The organism is Fulvivirga ulvae (assembly GCF_021389975.1).
GTDB classification, from domain to species: Bacteria; Bacteroidota; Bacteroidia; order Cytophagales; family Cyclobacteriaceae; genus Fulvivirga; species Fulvivirga ulvae.
In genome coordinates this window covers 1,533,396-1,553,504 of record NZ_CP089981.1, presented here as the reverse complement: position 1 = coordinate 1,553,504, position 20,109 = coordinate 1,533,396, and the positions used below count along the sequence as shown (strand labels likewise).

18 protein-coding genes and 1 riboswitch are annotated in these 20,109 nt (G+C 40.7%); of the genes, 2 read left to right on the top strand and 16 right to left on the bottom strand.

The genetic code is table 11. The features are described from left to right. Nucleotides 1-109 precede the first annotated feature (109 nt). Nucleotides 110-3,244, bottom strand: coding sequence for a caspase family protein (locus LVD17_RS06565; RefSeq protein WP_233765576.1), 3,135 nt, complete (start codon nucleotides 3,242-3,244; stop codon nucleotides 110-112). Nucleotides 3,245-3,348: 104 nt separating this feature from the next. Here LVD17_RS06565 and LVD17_RS06560 point away from each other — a divergent pair, with 104 nt between their 5' ends. After that, the gene (locus LVD17_RS06560; protein WP_233765574.1) at nucleotides 3,349-4,623 is read left to right on the top strand and encodes an NRAMP family divalent metal transporter; all 1,275 of its coding nucleotides are present in this window, start codon (nucleotides 3,349-3,351) and stop codon (nucleotides 4,621-4,623) included. Here the strand turns inward: LVD17_RS06560 and LVD17_RS06555 are convergent. From LVD17_RS06555 to LVD17_RS06515, 9 genes are all read right to left on the bottom strand, one after another. After that, complete coding sequence (locus LVD17_RS06555; RefSeq protein WP_233765572.1) at nucleotides 4,620-5,357, bottom strand: DUF6503 family protein; 738 nt, start codon at nucleotides 5,355-5,357, stop codon at nucleotides 4,620-4,622. The two genes, LVD17_RS06560 and LVD17_RS06555, sit on opposite strands and share 4 nt — an antisense overlap. A gap of 12 nt (nucleotides 5,358-5,369) precedes the next feature. Further along, nucleotides 5,370-6,530, bottom strand: a complete 1,161-nt coding sequence (locus tag LVD17_RS06550; RefSeq protein WP_233765570.1) for a formimidoylglutamase — start codon at nucleotides 6,528-6,530, stop codon at nucleotides 5,370-5,372. Nucleotides 6,531-6,696: 166 nt separating this feature from the next. Next, complete coding sequence (nqrF, locus tag LVD17_RS06545; RefSeq protein WP_233765568.1) at nucleotides 6,697-8,001, bottom strand: NADH:ubiquinone reductase (Na(+)-transporting) subunit F; 1,305 nt, start codon at nucleotides 7,999-8,001, stop codon at nucleotides 6,697-6,699. A gap of 337 nt (nucleotides 8,002-8,338) precedes the next feature. Next, entirely contained in the window at nucleotides 8,339-9,547 is a 1,209-nt protein-coding gene (locus LVD17_RS06540) for a homoserine dehydrogenase (protein ID WP_233765567.1), read from the bottom strand. Nucleotide 9,548: 1 nt separating this feature from the next. Next, nucleotides 9,549-10,610: a homoserine O-acetyltransferase family protein gene (locus LVD17_RS06535; RefSeq protein ID WP_306415990.1), complete on the bottom strand. Its 1,062-nt coding sequence runs from the start codon at nucleotides 10,608-10,610 to the stop codon at nucleotides 9,549-9,551. After that, the gene (locus LVD17_RS06530) at nucleotides 10,573-11,904 is read right to left on the bottom strand and encodes an O-acetylhomoserine aminocarboxypropyltransferase/cysteine synthase family protein (protein ID WP_233765566.1); all 1,332 of its coding nucleotides are present in this window, start codon (nucleotides 11,902-11,904) and stop codon (nucleotides 10,573-10,575) included. The genes LVD17_RS06535 and LVD17_RS06530 overlap by 38 nt, the downstream gene beginning before the upstream one ends. 315 nt (nucleotides 11,905-12,219) lie before the next feature. Next, nucleotides 12,220-12,343, bottom strand: a riboswitch (SAM riboswitch). A 100-nt stretch (nucleotides 12,344-12,443) separates the two neighbouring features. Beyond that, nucleotides 12,444-13,409: a helix-turn-helix transcriptional regulator gene (locus tag LVD17_RS06525; RefSeq protein WP_233765565.1), complete on the bottom strand. Its 966-nt coding sequence runs from the start codon at nucleotides 13,407-13,409 to the stop codon at nucleotides 12,444-12,446. Next, nucleotides 13,406-13,837, bottom strand: coding sequence for an SRPBCC domain-containing protein (locus tag LVD17_RS06520; protein WP_233765563.1), 432 nt, complete (start codon nucleotides 13,835-13,837; stop codon nucleotides 13,406-13,408). The genes LVD17_RS06525 and LVD17_RS06520 overlap by 4 nt, the downstream gene beginning before the upstream one ends. Next, entirely contained in the window at nucleotides 13,824-15,005 is a 1,182-nt protein-coding gene (locus LVD17_RS06515) for a lipoprotein N-acyltransferase Lnb domain-containing protein (RefSeq protein WP_233765562.1), read from the bottom strand. Before LVD17_RS06515 ends, LVD17_RS06520 begins: the two co-directional genes overlap by 14 nt. A 193-nt stretch (nucleotides 15,006-15,198) precedes the next feature. Between LVD17_RS06515 and LVD17_RS06510 the strand changes: the two genes are divergently transcribed. Continuing rightward, the gene (locus tag LVD17_RS06510) at nucleotides 15,199-16,221 is read left to right on the top strand and encodes an SPASM domain-containing protein (RefSeq protein WP_233765560.1); all 1,023 of its coding nucleotides are present in this window, start codon (nucleotides 15,199-15,201) and stop codon (nucleotides 16,219-16,221) included. Nucleotides 16,222-16,444: 223 nt separating this feature from the next. Here the strand turns inward: LVD17_RS06510 and LVD17_RS06505 are convergent, their stop codons facing one another. From LVD17_RS06505 to LVD17_RS06480, 6 genes are all read right to left on the bottom strand, one after another. Continuing rightward, nucleotides 16,445-17,245: an inositol monophosphatase family protein gene (locus tag LVD17_RS06505; protein ID WP_233765559.1), complete on the bottom strand. Its 801-nt coding sequence runs from the start codon at nucleotides 17,243-17,245 to the stop codon at nucleotides 16,445-16,447. Continuing rightward, the gene (locus LVD17_RS06500; protein ID WP_233765557.1) at nucleotides 17,242-18,018 is read right to left on the bottom strand and encodes a hypothetical protein; all 777 of its coding nucleotides are present in this window, start codon (nucleotides 18,016-18,018) and stop codon (nucleotides 17,242-17,244) included. The genes LVD17_RS06505 and LVD17_RS06500 overlap by 4 nt, the downstream gene beginning before the upstream one ends. Continuing rightward, complete coding sequence (gene rsmI, locus LVD17_RS06495) at nucleotides 18,005-18,685, bottom strand: 16S rRNA (cytidine(1402)-2'-O)-methyltransferase (RefSeq protein WP_233765556.1); 681 nt, start codon at nucleotides 18,683-18,685, stop codon at nucleotides 18,005-18,007. The genes LVD17_RS06500 and rsmI overlap by 14 nt, the downstream gene beginning before the upstream one ends. 28 nt (nucleotides 18,686-18,713) lie before the next feature. After that, the gene (locus LVD17_RS06490; protein WP_233765555.1) at nucleotides 18,714-18,944 is read right to left on the bottom strand and encodes a 4a-hydroxytetrahydrobiopterin dehydratase; all 231 of its coding nucleotides are present in this window, start codon (nucleotides 18,942-18,944) and stop codon (nucleotides 18,714-18,716) included. A gap of 94 nt (nucleotides 18,945-19,038) precedes the next feature. Continuing rightward, nucleotides 19,039-19,761, bottom strand: coding sequence for a class I SAM-dependent methyltransferase (locus LVD17_RS06485; RefSeq protein ID WP_233765554.1), 723 nt, complete (start codon nucleotides 19,759-19,761; stop codon nucleotides 19,039-19,041). Nucleotides 19,762-19,794: 33 nt separating this feature from the next. Then, entirely contained in the window at nucleotides 19,795-20,058 is a 264-nt protein-coding gene (locus LVD17_RS06480) for a DUF493 family protein (protein ID WP_233765553.1), read from the bottom strand. Nucleotides 20,059-20,109: the final 51 nt, after the last annotated feature.

Here is a 20,109-nt window from a genome sequence, read left to right as displayed (position 1 = left end):
AGTTCGTATTTTATTAGACCTAATTTGAGACCCTGATTGAAGAGCTATATATAAAGACGGGTATGGGTGTGAAAGGAACACTAAATAATTTGTAGCATGCTATGGCATTCTATTTTTGGTCTTCCATATGTTCCTTGTATAAGAGGGTAATGGGGAAGTCATTGCCATGTACGAAGCCGGTAGGATACTGGGCCTGGCCACCATATTTGTCGCTTAGTTCAGGAACTCTCTCTTCCATAAATATCTTGAGTTCATTGACAGTAATTTTGTTATCACCAGAGTCAGCTTTGCCATCAAGGCCTTCCAGCAGGGCATAAGTGAATACGCCATGTTCAAGTACTTCGAATTCAGAGGCAAACTGCTGTGTTCCACTGGATGCGATCATTACCACGCCAGATGACCTGGCCAACTGAACAATAGCCTTCTCTTCAGACGCCGCAGCCCTCACATTTATTGATTTTACGGCTCCTCCGGAATGACAGGCATCCATTAATATTAGCTGCTTTTGAGACTTTACCTTTGAGAGGTGATTTTTTAAATCAGTTGCTGATATTCCCTTTTCCTTGAGTTGAGCAGGGTCGCCATATAGCTTGGTAATATCGGTCGGCACCAGGTAATACTCATTATCGCTATCCATGTCAAGGGTACCGTGTCCCGCATAATAAAAAACGAATACATCTTCCGGTTGCGCCTGAGAAATGATTGATTCAAAGCCTTTAATAATATTTTCTTTAGTGGCTTCAGTGTCGTAAATCTCCGTTTTTCTTATTGATTTAAACATTTTGCTGCTATTCTCAATTATTTTTTTTGTAAATGCCTTGGCATCAGGTTGCGCGTAGTTGAGATTATAGCTCGCATTTTTATACTTATTAATACCCACAGACAGCATGTACAAACTGGAGGTGGCTATTATTTCTCCGTTATATTCAACTTTCAGGTAGTCAGGACGGGATTCGATCTTTTGGAAGTTCTTAACGATTACTTTAAAGTCATTTCGTCCGTTTACGAGGTTTACTTTATATTTTTTAGCTACCCTTTGTTCTTCACCTATAGATTCTAGCTGGTCATCAATAATGATGAGCTTTTCATTTTGATAAATATTAACCTCTTTTATACCACCGCCGCCATCGTAGATATCAACATCAAGCTCCAGTGATTTACTTTGGGTTAGATATTTACCATCCTCATAATCTAACTGCTTTTCTTTGCCCAATGTAAGGGCATTTGTATTAAAAAATGCTGCCGACGGTCTGTTTAGCTTGGTTAGGTCGAAAATTCGCTCCCCATCTTCGAGTAATATTTCTACAACACGCCGGGCTTGCCTGATACTCTTGTTTAAGGTCTCCGGCCGGTAGAGTATATCAAAATATTGTTCTGCAGTGTAAAAGTCAGCCAACTTGTGGATGCCCTGGTTAATGTGCCACCCAAAATATTCCGCCCCGGATGAGCTACAGCTAAAATAACCTTCAGGAGTCCAGCAAATCCATTCTCCATCATCAGAAACAAAAAAATGAGCAAACGGACTAACTGTCTCACCGAGCGTGCCATATATATCTTCAATGTCTTTCCAGGTTTTGTCACCTCTGTTTTTCAGGTGACTGATCACATCCTTCCAAGCCTTTGAAGATGATAAATAAGTTAATGAATCAACCTCAAGAGCTGAGAAGTACTGTCCCCAAACAGGATCCGTAAAAACTTCTCTCATACTTGGAGCCTCTCCTTTCTCTGCCAGTTTCCAGAGCTTAATGGTCTGGTCCTCGCTTCCTGAAGCCATATACCTGCCATCCCGACTTACTGTAACGGATCTTATGCCTCCGCTATGACCAAGGAACTCCTTTATCATTTGTCCCTCACGACCGTACATTTTTAAGGAAAAGTCACTACCAACTATAATGTTCCCCTCAGGTGTAACCTGAAAATCAAGTATACGGCCATCCTCATATTCATTATTTTGAATTATACCACCACGATTAACTTCAAGTGTATAAACACCGGTTTGTCTTACATCTTTCTTTGCATTGGCCAAAAAGCCTTCAGATGGCTTGTCAGGATTACTTTTTAATGTGAATGAGTTGAAATCGAATGCAAATGGATAGATGGGCTTATCGGTTCCCTTTGGTTGCTCGCGGGAAATAAATAATTCCATACCACTACCAAAAGTAAGTCCCCAGATTGTGCCTCCTTTCCCCTTAATAGTTTGCTGTATTCTGCCATTTATAGGATTCCATATTTGAATTATATTATTGTTTCCTCCTGCAGAGGCTACGATGTAATTTCCACTGACAGAGGCAGGTGAGAAATCCGCACTGAAAACTGTATTGTCATGACCATAGAACTCGGTCCATTTATTACCCTCTGGCACGGAATAACTGGCTCCATGCCCTGCAGCATCCATAGCAACCAGAATTTTAGAATCATGTGAAAAAGTAATGGCGTTGATAATGTTGTCAGACTTATCGAATTCCTTTACAAAGGAACCATCAGCCCTCCACAATACCAATTCTTTTTCCAGGCTGCTGGAAGCAATATAGCTGCCGTCCGGAGAAATGTTGATTTTGTTTACTATACCTTTATGTTTTTTCAACTCGGTTAATGGAAACTTTTTGATACCATCATCAAGCCCTTTCAGGTCATAGAGTAGTACATTTTTGCTATCTGAAGCCACTGCCAGAGCTTGAGTTTTATTGTTGAAAGCTAAACCGGTTATCCTTTTACCTATCTCAATGGTGGCAACTGTTCTCAGGCGTTCGGAACTATCGGCTTTCCAGATTCTAATTGTTCCATCGTCGCTTCCACTTGCCAGGTATTTTCCATCACCCGTAAAATCAAGGCTATTGATTACATTAGTATGACCTATAGCAGCAGATACCTGCTTGCCTTTTTCAAGATCGATGATAATAATGTAATTTTCTTTTTCCGTGTTGACAGGATAGCCGCCCACCGCAAGGGTTTTTCCGTCAGGAGAAATCGCAGACGCATACAGCATACCTTCAGGGCCGTTCCCTATTTCGCTTTCGAACTTGTTGATCAGCTCGGCAGTCCTTGAATTCCAAACGCGTATTGTTTTATCTTCAGATACTGAAATTACTTTTTCACCATCGGGTGAGAACAAGATGTTATATATCTTTCCGGAATGCCCCTGCGCATTAATGACTATCCGCGGGACGCCGGTTTGAGCGATAGCTTCAGCCACGGTAAGGATCAGTATAGCTGCCAGGAATGTTTGTCTGACAAGTACATTCATAAATATGTAATTTAATGCATGGTTGGCCCAGCCTAACAAGTAAAAGTAGTTAAATTTTAGTACTTTAAAAAGATGAACCGTAACCTACAAGATGCATGTCCCGAATGACATCAGCGAAATCACGATTGCTTAGTATTTTATTTTGGTCTGTAATATCAGCGGCTTTTATAGGGCCGGGGACGTTAACTACAGCTTCATCCGCAGGTGCATTGTTTGGATTCCAACTGATATGGGCGCTGGTTTTTGCTACTATAGCCTGTATTGTGCTTCAGGAGATGGCGGCCAGAATTACTATTACTTCAGGCCAGGAGATAGGACAGGCCATGAAGCAGGTAAGCGGAAGTTCTCAACCATTTGTTTACTTTGTCACTTTTGGAGTTATACTGGGGTGTGCTGCATATGAGGCTGGCAATATCCTTGGTGCTATTGAGGGCATACGGCTGATCGCAAATGTAAATAAGCTATTTTTAACAATATTGATAGGCCTAATATGCGGCATCTTGCTGTGGTGGGGCACAGTGAGAATAATAGCCAGTACGTTGGGAGTGGTCGTGGCAGTCATGGGTGTAGCATTTATATGTGTAGCTATTAAAGCAGATGTCGATAATGCGGCCATGGCTAAGGGGTTGGTTCCTTATATCCCCAATCGATCCGAATGGCTTGTTTTAGGGCTAATAGGCACTACAATTGTACCTTATAATCTCTTTTTAGGCTCAGGGCTAAGCAAAGGGCAAAGTGTTGGGCAGATGCGGTTCGGACTTACCATATCAATTCTTCTCGGAGGTCTGGTATCGGTTGCGATACTTATCGCAGGTACCCAGGTCAATGGTGACCTGTCTTTTCATAACCTTGCGTTGGTAATGGGAGAGAAGCTAGGAGCCTGGGCTAAAGTAATGTTGGCTTTTGGTCTATTTGCTGCTGGCTTTACTTCTTCGATTACAGCTCCTTTGGCTGCCGGTGTATTAGCAAGAAGCATTATGCCTGATAACAGAAATAGGGTTTATAAAGCGGCATGGATGGCAGTATTATTAACAGGTTTGATCTTTGGCGTGGCAGAGATAAAGCCTATTCCTATCATTATTGCAGCCCAGGCCATGAATGGAATGATTTTGCCCTTAGCAGTATTGCTTCTGATTATTCAGGCCAACCATATAAAATTAATGAAAGGTCATATAAACAGTGTTGGATTAAATATACTGGCATTTTTTATATTAGACTTCGTGCTGATCATCGGGATAAATAATATTTTCAAAGCAACGTACAATGCCTTGGATATACAACTGTCGAATGATCTATCACATCTGTGGATCATGCAGTTGATCGCTTCACCGGTAATACTTTATGCCCTTTTAAAGGTCATTAAGCTACGACGGCACTAAAGTTTATTGACCCTAACACTTTCTAATTCAACTCTTGATAGTTCTTCAAGCTGACCGGTTGTAAACGCAATGCCCAACTTCTCCAGTTCTGCAGGTACATCTGGTTTTGGCTTATAGTTGATGTAATCTACAAATCGAATGCCTTCCACGATTCGTTCATTATAAGCTTCTCTGAACCGAAAACCACCTCCGTCAGTATAGTATTGATATGCCAGATAGTCTATTTTGTGGTCAGATTTATTGATCCAGTAAATAAACCGGTCTTCAAAATCCTTTCCTCCGCCATTTTTATCAAAAGTGACCTTTATTTTGTGGTACTCCTTCCCTTTGATCTCTTCAAACCCCAAATAAGTTTTGTTCACCGCCGGGTCGTTGAGCCCTTTAGGGAGAAATGCAAAATATATTACTGAATTAACAGAATTTGAATATTTAACAGCCATAGAATCCGGAATATCTGTTTTCTCTCCATTGATTTCCCTGTAGAACCCATCATTAGAAAGTACGTCTCTGTACAAGTCCGAGGAATCTTTGAACAAGCGAACATATTCATATTTACCGTCCGTCATTTTGGCTCCATATTCTTTTCCTCTGAAGGTAAACTCTATTTCAACCCCGTTGTAATTGCTGCCACCCGCCTGTTCAATCGTTTTATCAACTATAAGGCTGGCATCTTCCTTTGTTGGAGTGCAGTTAATAAAAAACAGGCCAATAGCCAAAAGAATCAAATTTTTCATAGTTGTAATCTCTTAAATAAGTTTAGCGTGTGTATTGATATATCTTTCTGGCAGCTCTCCTTTGGTGGCTGCCTGATAATCCGAATACGAACATGGAATAATACAGTTACGGGCATACTTCTCCTTTCCATGAGGGTAGGGTACCTCCATCCACCATTTTTCACTTAGTTTACTTTTATAAAAGCTTAGGGTTTCCGGCTCTGAGGGCATCGAAACTACAAATTTGAGATAGTCATTATTCTTGAAATTTTGATCATTTTTACGATGGTAGTACCCTTCTATGAAGTACCAGATCATAGTTGCTACTACAGAGGCTGTTTTTTTCAGGTCATCGTCATGTTCAGGGTTGTACTCATAAAAACCGGCAGAGCTTAGTTTTTCATTCAGGCCGGCATACCAGCAGATCTGACAAGCCTCTTCGCCAGTAAGGCCAAATGGCTGAGCATTGGCAGTACCCGGTGCATCACTTGACTTGATAGAGGTTATATCAAAAGACAGCATATCGGCATTCCGTATGATGGGTTCCATCTCTTTGATGTTCGACCTCAGATGCCCAATACGGTAAGCTTCAAAATAAAGCTTTTCCAGGATATTAATTGCGTTCTGGTCAATTAGATAGCTTTGATAGGCCAGGTGGCTATAGTTAAAAAGGTAGTTAGGTTCGTGCAATAGTATTTTATGAATATGCTGCAAATGAGGAGGTTGGCTTACTCCTTCCTCCATGTCAAGGAATGCATCTACATTAAGCAGACTAATTAATTTGTCCATACCCTCATAAGCCTGAAACTGACCATAGTCCAGGTCATGCGAGCCCCCGACGATCAGGGGCAGCACGTTGTTTTCTATTAAAATCTGGCAGACTTCTTTAATACGTCCATAGGTTTCGTCAAGATCAACTCCGTTGCGGAGCGTGCCCATATCGATAATTTTATATGCACCATATCCCTTTTTGAGATTATAAAGTTTTTTTCTTATTTCCAGGGCTGCAGATGCAGTGCCTTTGTTTACTACAGTACCCCGCTCTTCATTTATTCCAATGATAGCTATGTCTGCGTCCCGGTAATCAGGCATACGTTCCGAATTGACTTTGATGTTTTTATAGAAACTGTTAGAATGTCTGATATGTGAAAAATGCTCTTCGTCCAGCGGGGAGAAAAATATTTTAAGGTCCATAGGGTCTGTATATTTTAAATAAAAATACGCTTTTGCAGCTATAATAAAAAAAGGCAGATTGAGATTTTAGATTAAGTGTTCAATCCTGAAAATGGGATGTGTTAAGAACTGAAATAAAAAAGCCCTAAAGATATTCTTTAGGGCTTTATGCATTTTTTAGTTCGGTTTAACCTCCAAAATCGTCAAACCTGATGTTTTCAGGGGGAATTCCCATTTCGTCTAGCATCTTTAATACTGCTGCGTTCATCAAAGGAGGTCCGCATAAGTAATATTCTACTTCTTCAGGCTCCGGATGCTCTTTCAGGTAATTGTCATAAAGTGCCTGGTGGATAAATCCAAGATACCCATCAGCCTCTCTGTCATCGAGGCTCTTCTTTACTTTCCAGTTATCCGTATCAAGTGGTTCTGAAAGTGCTATGTTGAACTGGAAGTTTGGAAATTCATCTTCAATCTTCCTGAAGTGATTGGTGTAGAAAAGCTCTTTTTTAGAACGCCCACCATACCAGTAAGAAACTTTTCTGTCGGTTTTCATGGTATGGAAAAGGTGGAAGATCTGAGCTCTCAGAGGAGCCATACCTGCTCCACCACCGATGTATATCATTTCGCGATCTGTGTAGTTGATTGCAAACTCTCCATAAGGACCAGAAATGGTTACTTTATCTCCCGGCTTTCTTGAGAACACATAAGATGAACATATTCCAGGATTTACATCCATAAATTTACCAGCGTCTCTATCCCATGGTGGAGTAGCAATCCTGATATTCAACATTACGATGTTTCCTTCCGCAGGGTGGTTGGCCATGGAGTAAGCTCTGAAGATCTCTTCATCATTTTTCATTACAAGATCCCACATCTTGAAATTGTCCCAGTCTTTTTTAAATACATCTTCAGGGTGTCCCAGCTCAGGTTTGGGAGTAATGTCCATGTCAGAGAATTTCACTTCAATAACAGGTACGTCGATTTGTACATATCCACCTGCTTCAAATTCCAAAGTCTCACCTTCAGGGAGTTTCATAACGAATTCTTTAATAAAGGTAGAAACGTTATAGTTGGATACTACTTCACAATCCCACTTCTTGATACCAAAAATCTCTTCCGGTATCCTGATTTGCATATCTTGTTTTACTTTTACCTGACAAGACAATCTCACATTTTCCTTCTGCTCACTTCTGCTCAGGTGACCAACTTCTGTCGGCAATACGTCCCCTCCACCATCTTCTACTACACATTTGCACATGGCACAAGTACCACCACCACCACAGGCAGAAGGCAAGAATATCTTCTGAGCAGACAAGGTGGAAAGCAACGTTGAACCGGCCGTGGTAACAATAGGGTTATCCGAGTCACCATTAATAGTGATTTTGACAGGTCCCGACTGCACCAGTTTCGACTGTGCGAAAAGCAATATAAAAACCAGTATGAGGATGATTATTGTAAATGCTACAATAGATGTTAGAATAACTGTACTCATTGAAATTGAATAGTTTCTTCAATAAAATTTAGACCCTTGAAAAGGGACTACAAATATATTTAGGAAATGTTTAAAACTATAATCTATAGGATTAAATTTTGGTTCAATTTAACACTGATGGAAATCATTATTTTTTACCAGGAATATGAAATGAACAGGAGTTTTGACAAATGCAGGTATACTTTTATCTGCAAAACCTTCCTGCTTCAGGTTCGCCCATGCCAGGTGTTTTGAATAAAGTGGGAAATAAACACTTCTTTTATAATCAATAAGATTGTAATTACCCCACTTGATGTTTAAAAAAACTCCACAGGTTGCTTATCCTTAACATGTTTATCTAGCTGGCATACGAATAGGTCAGGTTGGGTATTTCAATCTCTGCCTGTTTGCCGGAGGTGAAAACCGCATTAACTCCATTGGCGTTTGCCAAAAGCTCTTGCAAGGCCTTAAGGTCTATTTTGCCAATGATATATCCGTAATCCGATCCAACATAGCTTTCCGAAATGCTGGTAAACACATTTTTATCAATATCCTCAATATTGTTAAAGCTTAAATATACTTCTACGGATAGAGAGCTACCGGAGGTGAAGTCGGCTGACTTGTATCGGTAGGTGTACCCCTGAGTGAGTGCTATTACATCGGATAGTACTGCCAGGCCTGTTGGCAAACTGCCGGCACCTTTTCCGATCAATGTCTGATCACTGGCATATTTCCCGTTGATCAATACACAGTTAAACTCGTTTTCCACATGGTACAAAGGATTTTGCTCATCAATAAAATGTGGCGCAACCAGGGTTGAGAGTACTTTACCGTCAAAATGGCCTTTCGCCAGGAGCTTTATTTTTAGGTTCCGCTCCTTTGCAAAAGCAATATCCTTTTCTGTAATGCTTTGTATTCCCCAGTTGAATATATTTTCGGGATGTTGTCGTATACCGAATGCATGCTGAAGTATGATGCTCAATTTGAATTTAGGGTCGAAACCACCAACATCCAGTGTTGGGTCAGTTTCTGCAAAACCGTTTGCCTGAGCTTCGCCAAGTGCTTCTTCGTATGATTTTCCTTCCTGAAAAAGTTTGGTGAGTATATAGTTAGAAGATCCGTTGAAAATACCTTTGATCTCTTCGATACGTTCAGAGGCATAATAGTCTTCCAGATTACGAATTATGGGTATACTACCGCAAACAGCACCTTCATAGAGTAGAGGTGTTTTATATTCCTCCTGTAGTGCAATGAGCTCATCAAGGTTTTCAGCAACCATCTTTTTATTAGCCGAAACCACAGCTTTGCCTTTTTTTAAAGCAGCCCTTACAATTTCAAGTGCTGCTTTGGGGTCGTCAATGAGCTCTACAATTATATTTATATCTTTATTACCCAGTACTTCAGCAGCATCATAAGTAATTTTCTCAGCTTCTATGCTTCTTTCCTTTTCCTTGTTTTTAACACATACTTTAACTATTTCGGCATCGGCATTATTTTCCGATAGAGTTTTATATAATCCCTGTCCTACACATCCGAAACCAAAAAGACCTATTTTATATTTACTCATTTTACTTTTTATTTAATAGTGCTTGAATTTGTTTTGTAATGGCTTTTGCCTCGATAAGAAAGCCATCATGTCCGTAAAGAGAATCTATAAGGCCAAATTCAGCGTCCTTGATATTTTTGGCGATAAATTTTTGTTCGGCGTATGGAAATAGTATGTCTGTCCTTATCCCCAATACCAATGTTTTTGCCTTAATAGATTTGAGTGCATGCCGCACAGATTTTTTTCCTCTTCCTATATTATGGCTGTCCATAGCTTTGCTCAGGTACCAATAGGAAAGTACAGTGAACCGATCGCTTAACTTCTGCCCCTGGTAATACTGATAACTACTGGCTTTGAAATCATCAACCTTATCCTCAAAGTCTGTCTGAGTCTTCCTGTAGGTATTTTGATTTCTGTATGACAGCATGGCTATGGCTCGTGCAGCCTGAAGTCCTTTTTCTCCGGCACCTTCATAGTTATATCGGTATGTAGGATCGGCCTCAATGGCCATTCTCTGAGCAGTATTGAAGGCTATACCCCACGCAGAGTGCCGGGCATTGGTTGCTATTACACATATGGATTCAAATAAATCCACATCAGAGGATGCCCACTCAAGTAGCTGCTGTCCTCCCATGGAACCTCCTATTCCCAGAAGAATTTTGCTTATGCCAAGGTGTTCTTGCAAGACCCTGTGCGCATTTACCATATCCTTCACAGTGATCAAAGGAAAGTTAGGGCCGTATTTTTCGCCAGTTTTGGGGTCGATACTATCAGGGCCTGTAGTGCCATAGCAGGAACCCAGTATATTGGCGCATACAATAAAATGCTTATCCGGGTTGATTATACATCCCTTTCCAACTACTCCAGGCCACCATTCCACAGGATCAGCATTGGCAGTAAGCGCGTGAAATACCCAAACAACATTGTCCCTTTCCGGGGATAATGAGCCATGGGTGGTATAGCTTATCTCAAGTTCAGGGAGTGTGTTGCCACACTCCAAACTGAACTCTTGATTAAATTTGAGGGATTTCAAATTATCTTGCTGATCAGGCTTCGGCTGATACTGCGGTGTTAATTTTGTCAAAGGCATTTTTTAAGTCTTCTTTTATGTCATCTATATGTTCTATTCCCAGTGATATTCTAAGGAGATTAGGCAATACACCCGAGGCACGTTGTTCCTCATCACTAAGTTGTTGGTGAGTAGTAGCTGATGGTTGTATAATCAGCGTTTTGGCGTCACCAACATTAGCCAAATGGCTTACCAGTTTTAAGTTATCGACAAAGGCGGTTGCCTCTTCTTTACCTCCTTTAATCACAAAGGTGAGCACTCCGCCAAAACCATTATTCAGATATTTTTTTGCTAAGGAATGATAGCTGCTACTTTGTAAGCCAGGATAATTTACAGACTCGACCTGCGGATGATTCTCCAACCATTGTGCAAGCTCAAGGGCATTGTCAGCGGTTCGTTGCACCCTAAGAGATAAGGTTTCAAGGCCTTGTAAGAGCAAGAAGGAGTTAAATGGACTTAACGCCGGGCCAAAATCACGCAGGCCTTCTACCCGGGCTCTGATGGCAAAGGCAATATTTGGCAATCCCAATGGATTATTGAAACCGAAAGTCTCCCAGAAATTGAGTCCATGGTATCCTTCAGAGGGTTCTGTAAACTGAGGGAACTTACCATTGCCCCAATTATAATTTCCGCTATCAATAATTACACCCCCGATAGAGGTACCATGTCCACCGATCCATTTAGTGGCAGATGCGGTTACAATGGCGGCGCCATGCTCTACAGGTCGGAACAAATAACCTGCCGCGCCAAAGGTGTTATCAACGATTAAAGGAATATCATATTTTTTTGCAAGTGTCGCAATGGCATCGAAGTCAGGGATGTTAAAGCCCGGATTACCAATAGTTTCCAGGTAGATTGCTTTGGTTTTATCATCAATCAATTTTTCAAGATGCTCCACCTGATCACTTTCAGCAAAACGGGCCTCTATACCGATTCGCTTAAAGGCCACCTTGAACTGGTTGTAGGACCCTCCATACAGGTATGGTGATGAAACAAAATTGTCACCAACCGTAAGTATATTATTTAATGCTATAAATTGTGCAGCCTGCCCAGAACCAACTGCCAGAGCGGCAACTCCACCTTCAAGTGCAGCAATACGCTTCTCAAATACATCCGTAGTAGGGTTCATGATACGGGTATATATATTTCCAAACTCTTTTAATGCAAACAGGTTAGCACCATGTTCGGAGTTTTTAAAAGTGTAAGAGGTAGTTTGATATAAAGGTACAGCCCGTGAGCGTGTAGACGCCTCAACATCTTCGTATCCGGCATGTAGCTGTAGAGTTTCAAATTTTAATGACTTAGACATAATTATATTGTTTTCAATGTTATAGATCTTGAGAAAATTTAGGGGAGCTGCGCTGAGAGGATTGGTTCCTTTTGCCAAAATCAGACCAGTGCCGGATATAATGAATCAATGATATATAAGATTCCCTATCCCGGTTTATCTCAGGGCAGGTGTTGTTGTTTTGTGAAAGGCGGCAAGCCTACTAACAACAACAGCAGCAACAGCACATGTCGCTGCTAAATAAGGAAATAATGTAATTGGTCAGCGATTTGATTGATCGTTGAAAAACCGCTAGAAGACCTGTTTGATGTTGGATTGATCTTTTCATTTTTCATCAATTTATATTCTCCCGAATCCGCCACCTGACGGACATTCCTGGGATCAGGATGTAGCACCTTGGTTTGGTTACCAGGTTGCTAGCGTTTCTCAGAGCCTGTCTCTCCACGCTTCTTTATAAATCGATTTCTCAAGAGAGAGTATCGAATTGATCTTACAAACGTAGTGAGCGTTTGCAACGTTTCCAAATCATTTTCCGAAATTTTTATCTAAACAGGTTAGTTTCAGGCAATTTTACTTCCATAATGGTGCTCAAAAGTTTCTTTGGCCAGCTTTTGAACATCCTCTTTTAAGGTGTCAGGGCTAATGATAGATACTTCAGAACCAAACATCAACAACCATCGGGACAAGCCTCTGAAGCTTGATGTCATGAATTTAAGCTCAACACCATCGTTTACTTCTTTTTCTTCTGCAAGTCCGAAATAGTACTTCTGTTCTCCAAGGTGGCGGGAGACTCTTTTGGATACAATTATCCTTGATTCCCGCAGATCCGTTCCTCGCATAAATGTTTTGAGGTATTCCTGGTAAGATTGATGCTTGCCCGGGTCGTAATGCTCATCTAGCACACGAAGCTTTGTAATTCTGTCAGTACGGAAGTCCCTGAGATCTTGCCGCATTCTGCAAAAGCCAATCATGTGCCAGTGTGATCCGTAGTAGCAGAGCCCCAGCGGTTCGGCTTGTCGGGTGTTATACTGACCGTTATAATTGGAAAAATACTCAAAGGAAAGCACTTTCTTATGTGCCAGAGCCGATTGAATATCCGCCAGAAAGTGATCAGGAAATTGCTCAGCAGTTATGTTAGGCCTTTGCAGAACCTCAATGTTTTGCTCCAGATTTTCGAGGTAGTCCTTTTCCTGCATTTTAAGCACTGCCTTTATTTTGTACATCGCTTCCTCGAAATGTTGCTGAATGGATTTGTCAGTATGTTTTTCTGCCAGCTTAGATGCCATCAGTATTGCCCCTGCCTCTTCTTTGGTAAAGCTCACCGGGGGCAGATTATAACCTTCCATGAGGAAGTAGCCTTTGCCTGCTTCCGCTCCGATGGGTACCCCTGCTTCTTCCAAAGCCCGAATATCCCGGTACACCGTCCTTAGGCTTATTTCGAACCGATCTGCAATGTGCTGAGCAGTAACTACTTTCTTACTTTGTAGCTGAATGAGAATAGCCGATAATCTGTCTATACGGTTCATTTTTCGGCAAGGTCCTTTATTTTATTATTCATCGCCATAAAGCCGGCCCGTGTTTTTGTGTCAATACTTTTCCATAACAGAGGCACAAGTATGCCACTAAAATCTTCCCGCTGTATAAAGATACACTTATCATCAGTGATTGCCTCTATTTCAAAAACATGATGTCCGTCAAAAAGTCCGCGCATAAACAGGCTTCCCAGCCATCCAAACTGTTTTGCTTTTTTTAAGAGTGTAACCTGCGGCTTGAAAACCATCGGTTTGGATCCGGCCGGTTGTAGTGTAACTCTGAGGCGTTCTCTAATTTTTGGTTTGCCTATAATACTTATAATGAAAGGATTCCAGTCCGGATAAAGGTTAAAATCCATTAGTATATTCCAGACTTTCTCGGGTGATGCTGCTATTTCTATTGATGTTTTAAGCTGTTTCATTCCTAGAAAGATATCTTTGAATATAATAAGCTCTTAAACTAATTAGCATAACAAAAGGGATAAGGGCATAATGCAACTGTTGAGGGAGAAATGCCCAACTTATAAGGAGGAGAATACTTAGTATCCATATAACATTGAAATACCTCTTTAGAAATAAGGGTCTTTTGCGAATTATCAGTAAAAGTGCAACTGGAAAATGCAATGGAATAGCCCACAAAAGGTTAAGATTACCTGCTGCTGCACGATGATCTGTCGCCAGCCATAAGAGCAGCAGTAGCCAACCTATAAGGCCGGTGACTGAAAACAGTATTGCATCGAAACCAGCATATAATTTACCCTTCCTAAAGCCAAAATAGGTAACCATGCTCCCTATAACCAACAGTATGATGAATAAGGTGAATGGTGTAACCACTGAGGCCTGATCTTCTTCAAGTGTTGAATCATACGTAACGATAGTTTTTTTCACAAGTGGTACTCTTTTACCAGCGCGAACAATGGTGGCCTGGTTGAAGCCTTTTTCGATATAGTCAGGTAGAAACATATATTCGTATGGTGCAGCAACCTTATCCATAGGCAGGCCGAGACAGATGTCTATACCCAGATCTCCCCAAGGTTGTTGTTTCAGGTAAAGATCGGTAAGTCCCCGGATGGTATAGTTGGTGTTTATATAGGAGCCGTCAAATTGTACACTATCTCCAAACGCCATTACCAGAGCATCCCTTACCCTGGTGGCACAATTATCATAGAAATAATCGTACAGGTAGTATTGGTTTTCAGGAAGGGCATTCCACTGAAGAAAGTCAAAAAGTTCTTGCTTTTGTTGGTGCGAGAGGTTCAGCACCTGTTCATGGATATAACGGTTATAGTAAATGTAGTAATCCCTGAAATTGCGGTACTCTGTTACACCTAGCTTATAGTTCAGATGACCGCGGGCAAAATTGAGATAAAAATTGGGTTGATCGAAATCAAAAACTCCATAATTGTATAATATGTCGTAGCCTTTTCGCGGGTCCTTTACCCTGATAGCACTGTGTCCAAACGCAGAGTACAACTCACCTTGATATGGACCACAGGTGAGGATGTGAATGTCCGCTTTTTCTGAAAGCTTAAGGTTTTGAGAGTTACTGATTAAAGGGAAGAGTATAAATAATAACCAGATATTTTTCATTTTGTGGCGTATGTCATCAATTGGCACTAAGTTAACTCAGATATCCTGTTTTATATTGTGAATATACTACGAAAGAAACAAGTGAGGGTTAAGGATATATAATTTTATTGATTTTAACGACGAGGAAAATCATTTAAAAGTTAGAACGATAATCTAAAAACCCATTGATTTACTTTTGCCTATCTTTAACCCTATGAACAGAAGTGTCACCGACGGTCTTAATTTTGCATCTAAACTTACCCCTAAAAGGGTATGGAACGCTGGTCGTGTGGTATTTAGTTATCTATATTCCAGGCTTACGGGGAATCCGGGAATTGCCGGTTTACCTATCAGTATTTCATTTGAACCTACTACCTCATGTAATCTGCGATGTCCCGAATGCCCGAGTGGCCTCAGGTCGTTTAGCCGACCAACAGGTATGCTTCAGGAAAAGCTCTTTAAAAAGACAATGGATGAGCTGGAGGGAACCTTGATGTATTTGCTGTTTTATTTTCAGGGAGAGCCTTTTTTGCATACAAGATTCCTGGATATGGTTAAGTATGCGTCAAAGAAAAAAATTTATACTGCAACATCAACCAATGCGCATTATCTTTCTGATGAAGTGGCCAGGAAAACCGTTGAATCAGGGCTGGACAGACTAATTATTTCTATTGACGGAACTACGCAGGAAACCTACCAGGCATATAGGGTAGGAGGTAAGCTTGAAAAGGTAATAGAAGGCACGAAAAACATTATCAGGTGGAAGAGAGCACTTAAGTCCCGAACGCCACATATAGTTTTCCAGTTTTTGGTAGTTAAGCCGAACGAGCACCAGATAGAGGAGGTAAAAGCACTGGCCAAAAATTTGGGGGTAAATGAAGTTGGGTTGAAGACGGCCCAGATATATAACTATGAGCATGGCTCTGAACTTATTCCCTCAATAGACAAATATTCGAGGTATAAAAGGAAAACGGATGGCTCTTATGCTATAAAGAGTAAGCTATTAAATCATTGCTGGAAAATGTGGCACTCATGTGTTATCACATGGGATGGAAAAGTAGTGCCTTGTTGCTTTGATAAAGATGCATATCATGAAATGGGACAATTGCAAACCACGGGTTTTTCCGAGCTCTGGAATAGCCGTGCTTACAATACTTTCAGACAAACATTGATCAGGTCCAGAAGCAAAATTGAAATGTGCCGGAATTGTACCGAAGGTACAAAAGTATGGGCTTAGTGATTTTTGGCTTTCTTAAGATTGTTTACAGGCGAATCGCATCCACAGTTTTTAGAACATCCCGAATCAGCCTTGGTTTGCTTGTAAACTATGTTACTCAAATAACCAAGGGCTGCTAAAAATAATATGATTATAATGGCTTCCTGCATACTGCTAAGATTAACGGCAAAGTTACCGATTTCGTTCTTGCTTACCCAAATTAAACCGCATCTGTTAATTTGGGTTAAGATTCTACATGCCAGTGATTGGTTATCACCTGTAGCATATCCTGATGCGGATGGCCTGAGGCAATAATTTCACCTCCAAAAAGAAAATCCTCACCACCTTTGAAATCCGTAACCTTACCACCCGCTTCCTGTACTATGATAATGCCTGCGGCAACATCCCACGGCTTAAGGTTATACTCAAAAAAACCTTCAAAGCGACCACATGCTGTATAGGCAAGATCGACAGCGGCACTTCCAAGTCGTCTGAGACCATGTGTTTTTTGCATAAAACTATTCAGAATATCAAGGTATCGGGACATTTGACCGAAATCGTAGTAAGGAAAGCCAGTGGCAATAAGACTTTGCCCTAGCTCTGTTACTTCTGATATCCGGATTTGTTCGTCATTGCAATAGGCCTTACCATCCTTGATCGCATAGAAGCACTCGTCTTTATTAATTTCGTAGATAATACCCAGTACAATTTTATCATATTGCATAAGGGCAAGGCTTATGGCAAATACAGGGAGACCATGAGTGAAGTTAGTAGTTCCATCAAGAGGATCAATGATCCAGTTAAATTCTTCCTTTCTGTTTGAAGCTGTGCCTTCCTCTGTAATAAAACCAGCTTCAGGGAGTATATTCCTGCATCCCTCTACAAGTTTTTCTTCTGCTTGCTTGTCTACATATGATACAAGGTCATTAAACCCCTTATGCTCTATGTCTGATTTTTTGAAATTCCTGCTCTCCGCCCTTATGAATTGACCGACTTCGAGAGTTAATTTTTTTGAAGATTCCAGTATTTGTTTTAGATCGCTCATTTGCTTACTTCCTTTTTAACAAGACTATACAATATCAGTAGTATTGAGACCCAAACCGCAGTTTTCCCAATATATTCGCCACTTCCTGATATTTGCTTGGCGGCACGGACTTTCTCATCTAGAAGATCGGGTTGTATTATAGCAACAGTTTCATTGCTTGACAATGTAGGGATAACAATGATTGCAATCGCAAGGATAAGTAATGGCCAGCGTATGTTTCCATGAGTTGGAGCCTTGTCTTTGAGCAGTGCATTAAATAATGTTATATTACTAAGTAGCACCCATAAGCTGACACCCATAAATCCGGTGTGTACATTCCATGAAATAAAAGCCGCCTGGCTGCTAAATACACTGCCGGGCATAAATCTGGAGAATTGAGGATGCGCCTGATAAAGTAAAAACTCTATGGCGAGCCAGTAAATAGGGATGGTATAAAATCCCAGTCTGTTTTTGGCGTATTTGTCAGTAAAGTTGAAAACAATAAATGAACAAGAGATTGCTGAGCTATAGATCAATGGAAGCAGCCACTGCGTAAATGTCTCGTTGGTAAAGGTGCTGTTCCATATTAAAAATACTGCCAGTAAGCTGATAAATACCATCATCACTGCCCTTATTTTGGACGATGACTCTTTTTGATGATAATGAAATAAAGCAAAAAGAGGCGCCAGTCCGATAAAAGCCAGAAAAGATAGTGCCGGTGCAATTTTGGATAGTCCCAGTAGGGTAATTGCAGAAATAGTGAACAGAATGTCTCTAAGGTTATTTTTTTCCATCGACCACAATAACAATTTCGCCTTTAACAGCGCCTTTTTCGAAATATTCTTTCAATTCAAGTAGTGTGCCGTTTGCAGTCTCTTCATGGAGCTTGGTGAGCTCTCTTGAAACCGAAGCCTGCCTGTCAGAACCAAGGTGCTCAGCCAGCTGATCCAGGGCTTTTACAAGGCGATGAGGTGATTCATATAAAATTATAGTACGCTCTTCGGCAGACAGGGCCTCCAGCCTGGTTTTCCTTCCTTTTTTGTGAGGGAGAAACCCTTCAAATACAAATTTGTCTGATGGCAGCCCCGACTTTACTAACGCCGGCACAAAAGCGGTGGCTCCCGGAAGGCACTCCAGCTTTATGCCTGCTTTGAGACACTCTCTTACCAATAAAAAGCCAGGATCGGAAATAGATGGAGTTCCCGCATCAGTAATAAGCGCCATTTTTTCTCCTTTATTAAACCTGTCTACAAGTTGGGCTACGGCCTTATGCTCATTAAAGATATGATAGCTCTGCAGTGGACGGGCTATTTCATATCTTTTTAATAATTTACCCGAAGTGCGTGTGTCCTCGGCCAGGATCGTATCTACACCTTTAAGGATATTAATGGCTCTTATAGTAATATCTTCAAGATTGCCTATTGGTGTCGGGACCAGGTATAGCTGTGTTTCTTGTTCCAACGTATGATAATTTATACCTTTTTAAATGTCAGGCTAATTTATCAATTTCTTTGGCCAATTGATGATCTTTTTCTGTCACTTTATCACCGGCATCGTGCGTGTTAAGCTCAAAGCTGACCTTATTATACACATTTGACCAATTGGGGTGATGATTTAATTTTTCTGCAACAATGGCTACCTTTGTCATAAACCCAAAGGCTTCCTTAAAGTCTTTGAATTCAAATGTTTTCTTTAGTGTATTGTTCTCTTCTTTCCACATAGCTAATTAACTTTTTGACTTTATTAACAATCAAAGATCACATCAAGTTAACTCTTAATTTGGACATGTGTTTGAAAACACAGTGGTTAAGGGGTTAGTTTTTCTGAGCAGAAATAATATACTGGAATTCCAGGCTGTTTTTATCTGTTTCAATTGAGCTAAATCCAGCTTCAGTTAACTCTTTAATTACCTGCGGGCTTGTTACTTTCATGCTTTCCTGCGGGCCTACCGGCATTTGACCTAACTTATAATCTACAATAACTATACGTCCGTTTTTTTTCAGTCCTTGTTTAATTTTTTTAAGGTAGTCTACCCTGTCTGAAAGAAAATGATAAGTATTAACCAGAATGGCCATATGAGTCTCTTCTTTTAGCAATAAAGGATCGTTTTCCCGGGATAGGCGGGTTTCCACCCTTTCATCAGGAATAATATGCTGTAATTCTGGCTTTCTGTCTTCTATGTAGTTTAAAAATCTCTCATCAATATCAATAGCAATAACACGCGCTCCTTGCTCTGCCAACCTGAATGTAAAGTAGCCTGTGCCCGCCCCAATATCAGCTATAACTTTGCCCTTTACATCTCCAAGTTTATCTATGATCAGGGCAGGGTTTTGCCATTCACTTCTTTCCGGGTCTTCATAAACCTCAACCAGATTTTGAAAATTGCTGATATCAAATGAAGAGTCTTCGTTGACATTTGCAGCTACTGTTGAAGTGGAGTCCTTCAAAGCTTCTGCCTTGACATTACTTTTACTTTCCCTCTCAGGCTTGCAGGAAAATAAAATGCAAAGTGCGATAAAAAGAATTAAGCTTTTCAATGTGAAGGGATAGTCAGGTGTATAGTATTTGATTTACAAGGCAATGATTCCTTCAACCTTGTTTGCCTCAAGGTAATATTCAATTACCTTATCGCTGGATTGTACCATTACCTCGGCCGTTACACTGATGTAGTTTCCGTTACTTGATGATTTTTCTTTAGTATTATGGTTACTAAAGAGATTTCTAACTTCATCAGCTTTGCCTTTAGGCACTATAAATTTGAAAGTATAAAGAGAGGGCCAGTCGTATTCCTTATCCAGCTTTTCTTTAAATGAGTTGATTGAGCTATCTTCCATAATTCCGTTCCTCTTAGTCTCTTCGCTTGCGGTATTCCACTTGCTCTAAAA

Coding starts and splice junctions, on each gene's coding strand:
- LVD17_RS06565 (WP_233765576.1), bottom strand. CDS start 3,244: ATGAATGTACTTGTCAGACAAACATTCCTGGCAGCTATACTGATCCTT.
- LVD17_RS06560 (WP_233765574.1), top strand. CDS start 3,349: ATGACATCAGCGAAATCACGATTGCTTAGTATTTTATTTTGGTCTGTA.
- LVD17_RS06555 (WP_233765572.1), bottom strand. CDS start 5,357: ATGAAAAATTTGATTCTTTTGGCTATTGGCCTGTTTTTTATTAACTGC.
- LVD17_RS06550 (WP_233765570.1), bottom strand. CDS start 6,530: ATGGACCTTAAAATATTTTTCTCCCCGCTGGACGAAGAGCATTTTTCA.
- nqrF (WP_233765568.1), bottom strand. CDS start 8,001: ATGAGTACAGTTATTCTAACATCTATTGTAGCATTTACAATAATCATC.
- LVD17_RS06540 (WP_233765567.1), bottom strand. CDS start 9,547: ATGAGTAAATATAAAATAGGTCTTTTTGGTTTCGGATGTGTAGGACAG.
- LVD17_RS06530 (WP_233765566.1), bottom strand. CDS start 11,904: ATGTCTAAGTCATTAAAATTTGAAACTCTACAGCTACATGCCGGATAC.
- LVD17_RS06525 (WP_233765565.1), bottom strand. CDS start 13,409: ATGAACCGTATAGACAGATTATCGGCTATTCTCATTCAGCTACAAAGT.
- LVD17_RS06520 (WP_233765563.1), bottom strand. CDS start 13,837: ATGAAACAGCTTAAAACATCAATAGAAATAGCAGCATCACCCGAGAAA.
- LVD17_RS06515 (WP_233765562.1), bottom strand. CDS start 15,005: ATGAAAAATATCTGGTTATTATTTATACTCTTCCCTTTAATCAGTAAC.
- LVD17_RS06510 (WP_233765560.1), top strand. CDS start 15,199: ATGAACAGAAGTGTCACCGACGGTCTTAATTTTGCATCTAAACTTACC.
- LVD17_RS06505 (WP_233765559.1), bottom strand. CDS start 17,245: ATGAGCGATCTAAAACAAATACTGGAATCTTCAAAAAAATTAACTCTC.
- LVD17_RS06500 (WP_233765557.1), bottom strand. CDS start 18,018: ATGGAAAAAAATAACCTTAGAGACATTCTGTTCACTATTTCTGCAATT.
- LVD17_RS06490 (WP_233765555.1), bottom strand. CDS start 18,944: ATGTGGAAAGAAGAGAACAATACACTAAAGAAAACATTTGAATTCAAA.
- LVD17_RS06480 (WP_233765553.1), bottom strand. CDS start 20,058: ATGGAAGATAGCTCAATCAACTCATTTAAAGAAAAGCTGGATAAGGAA.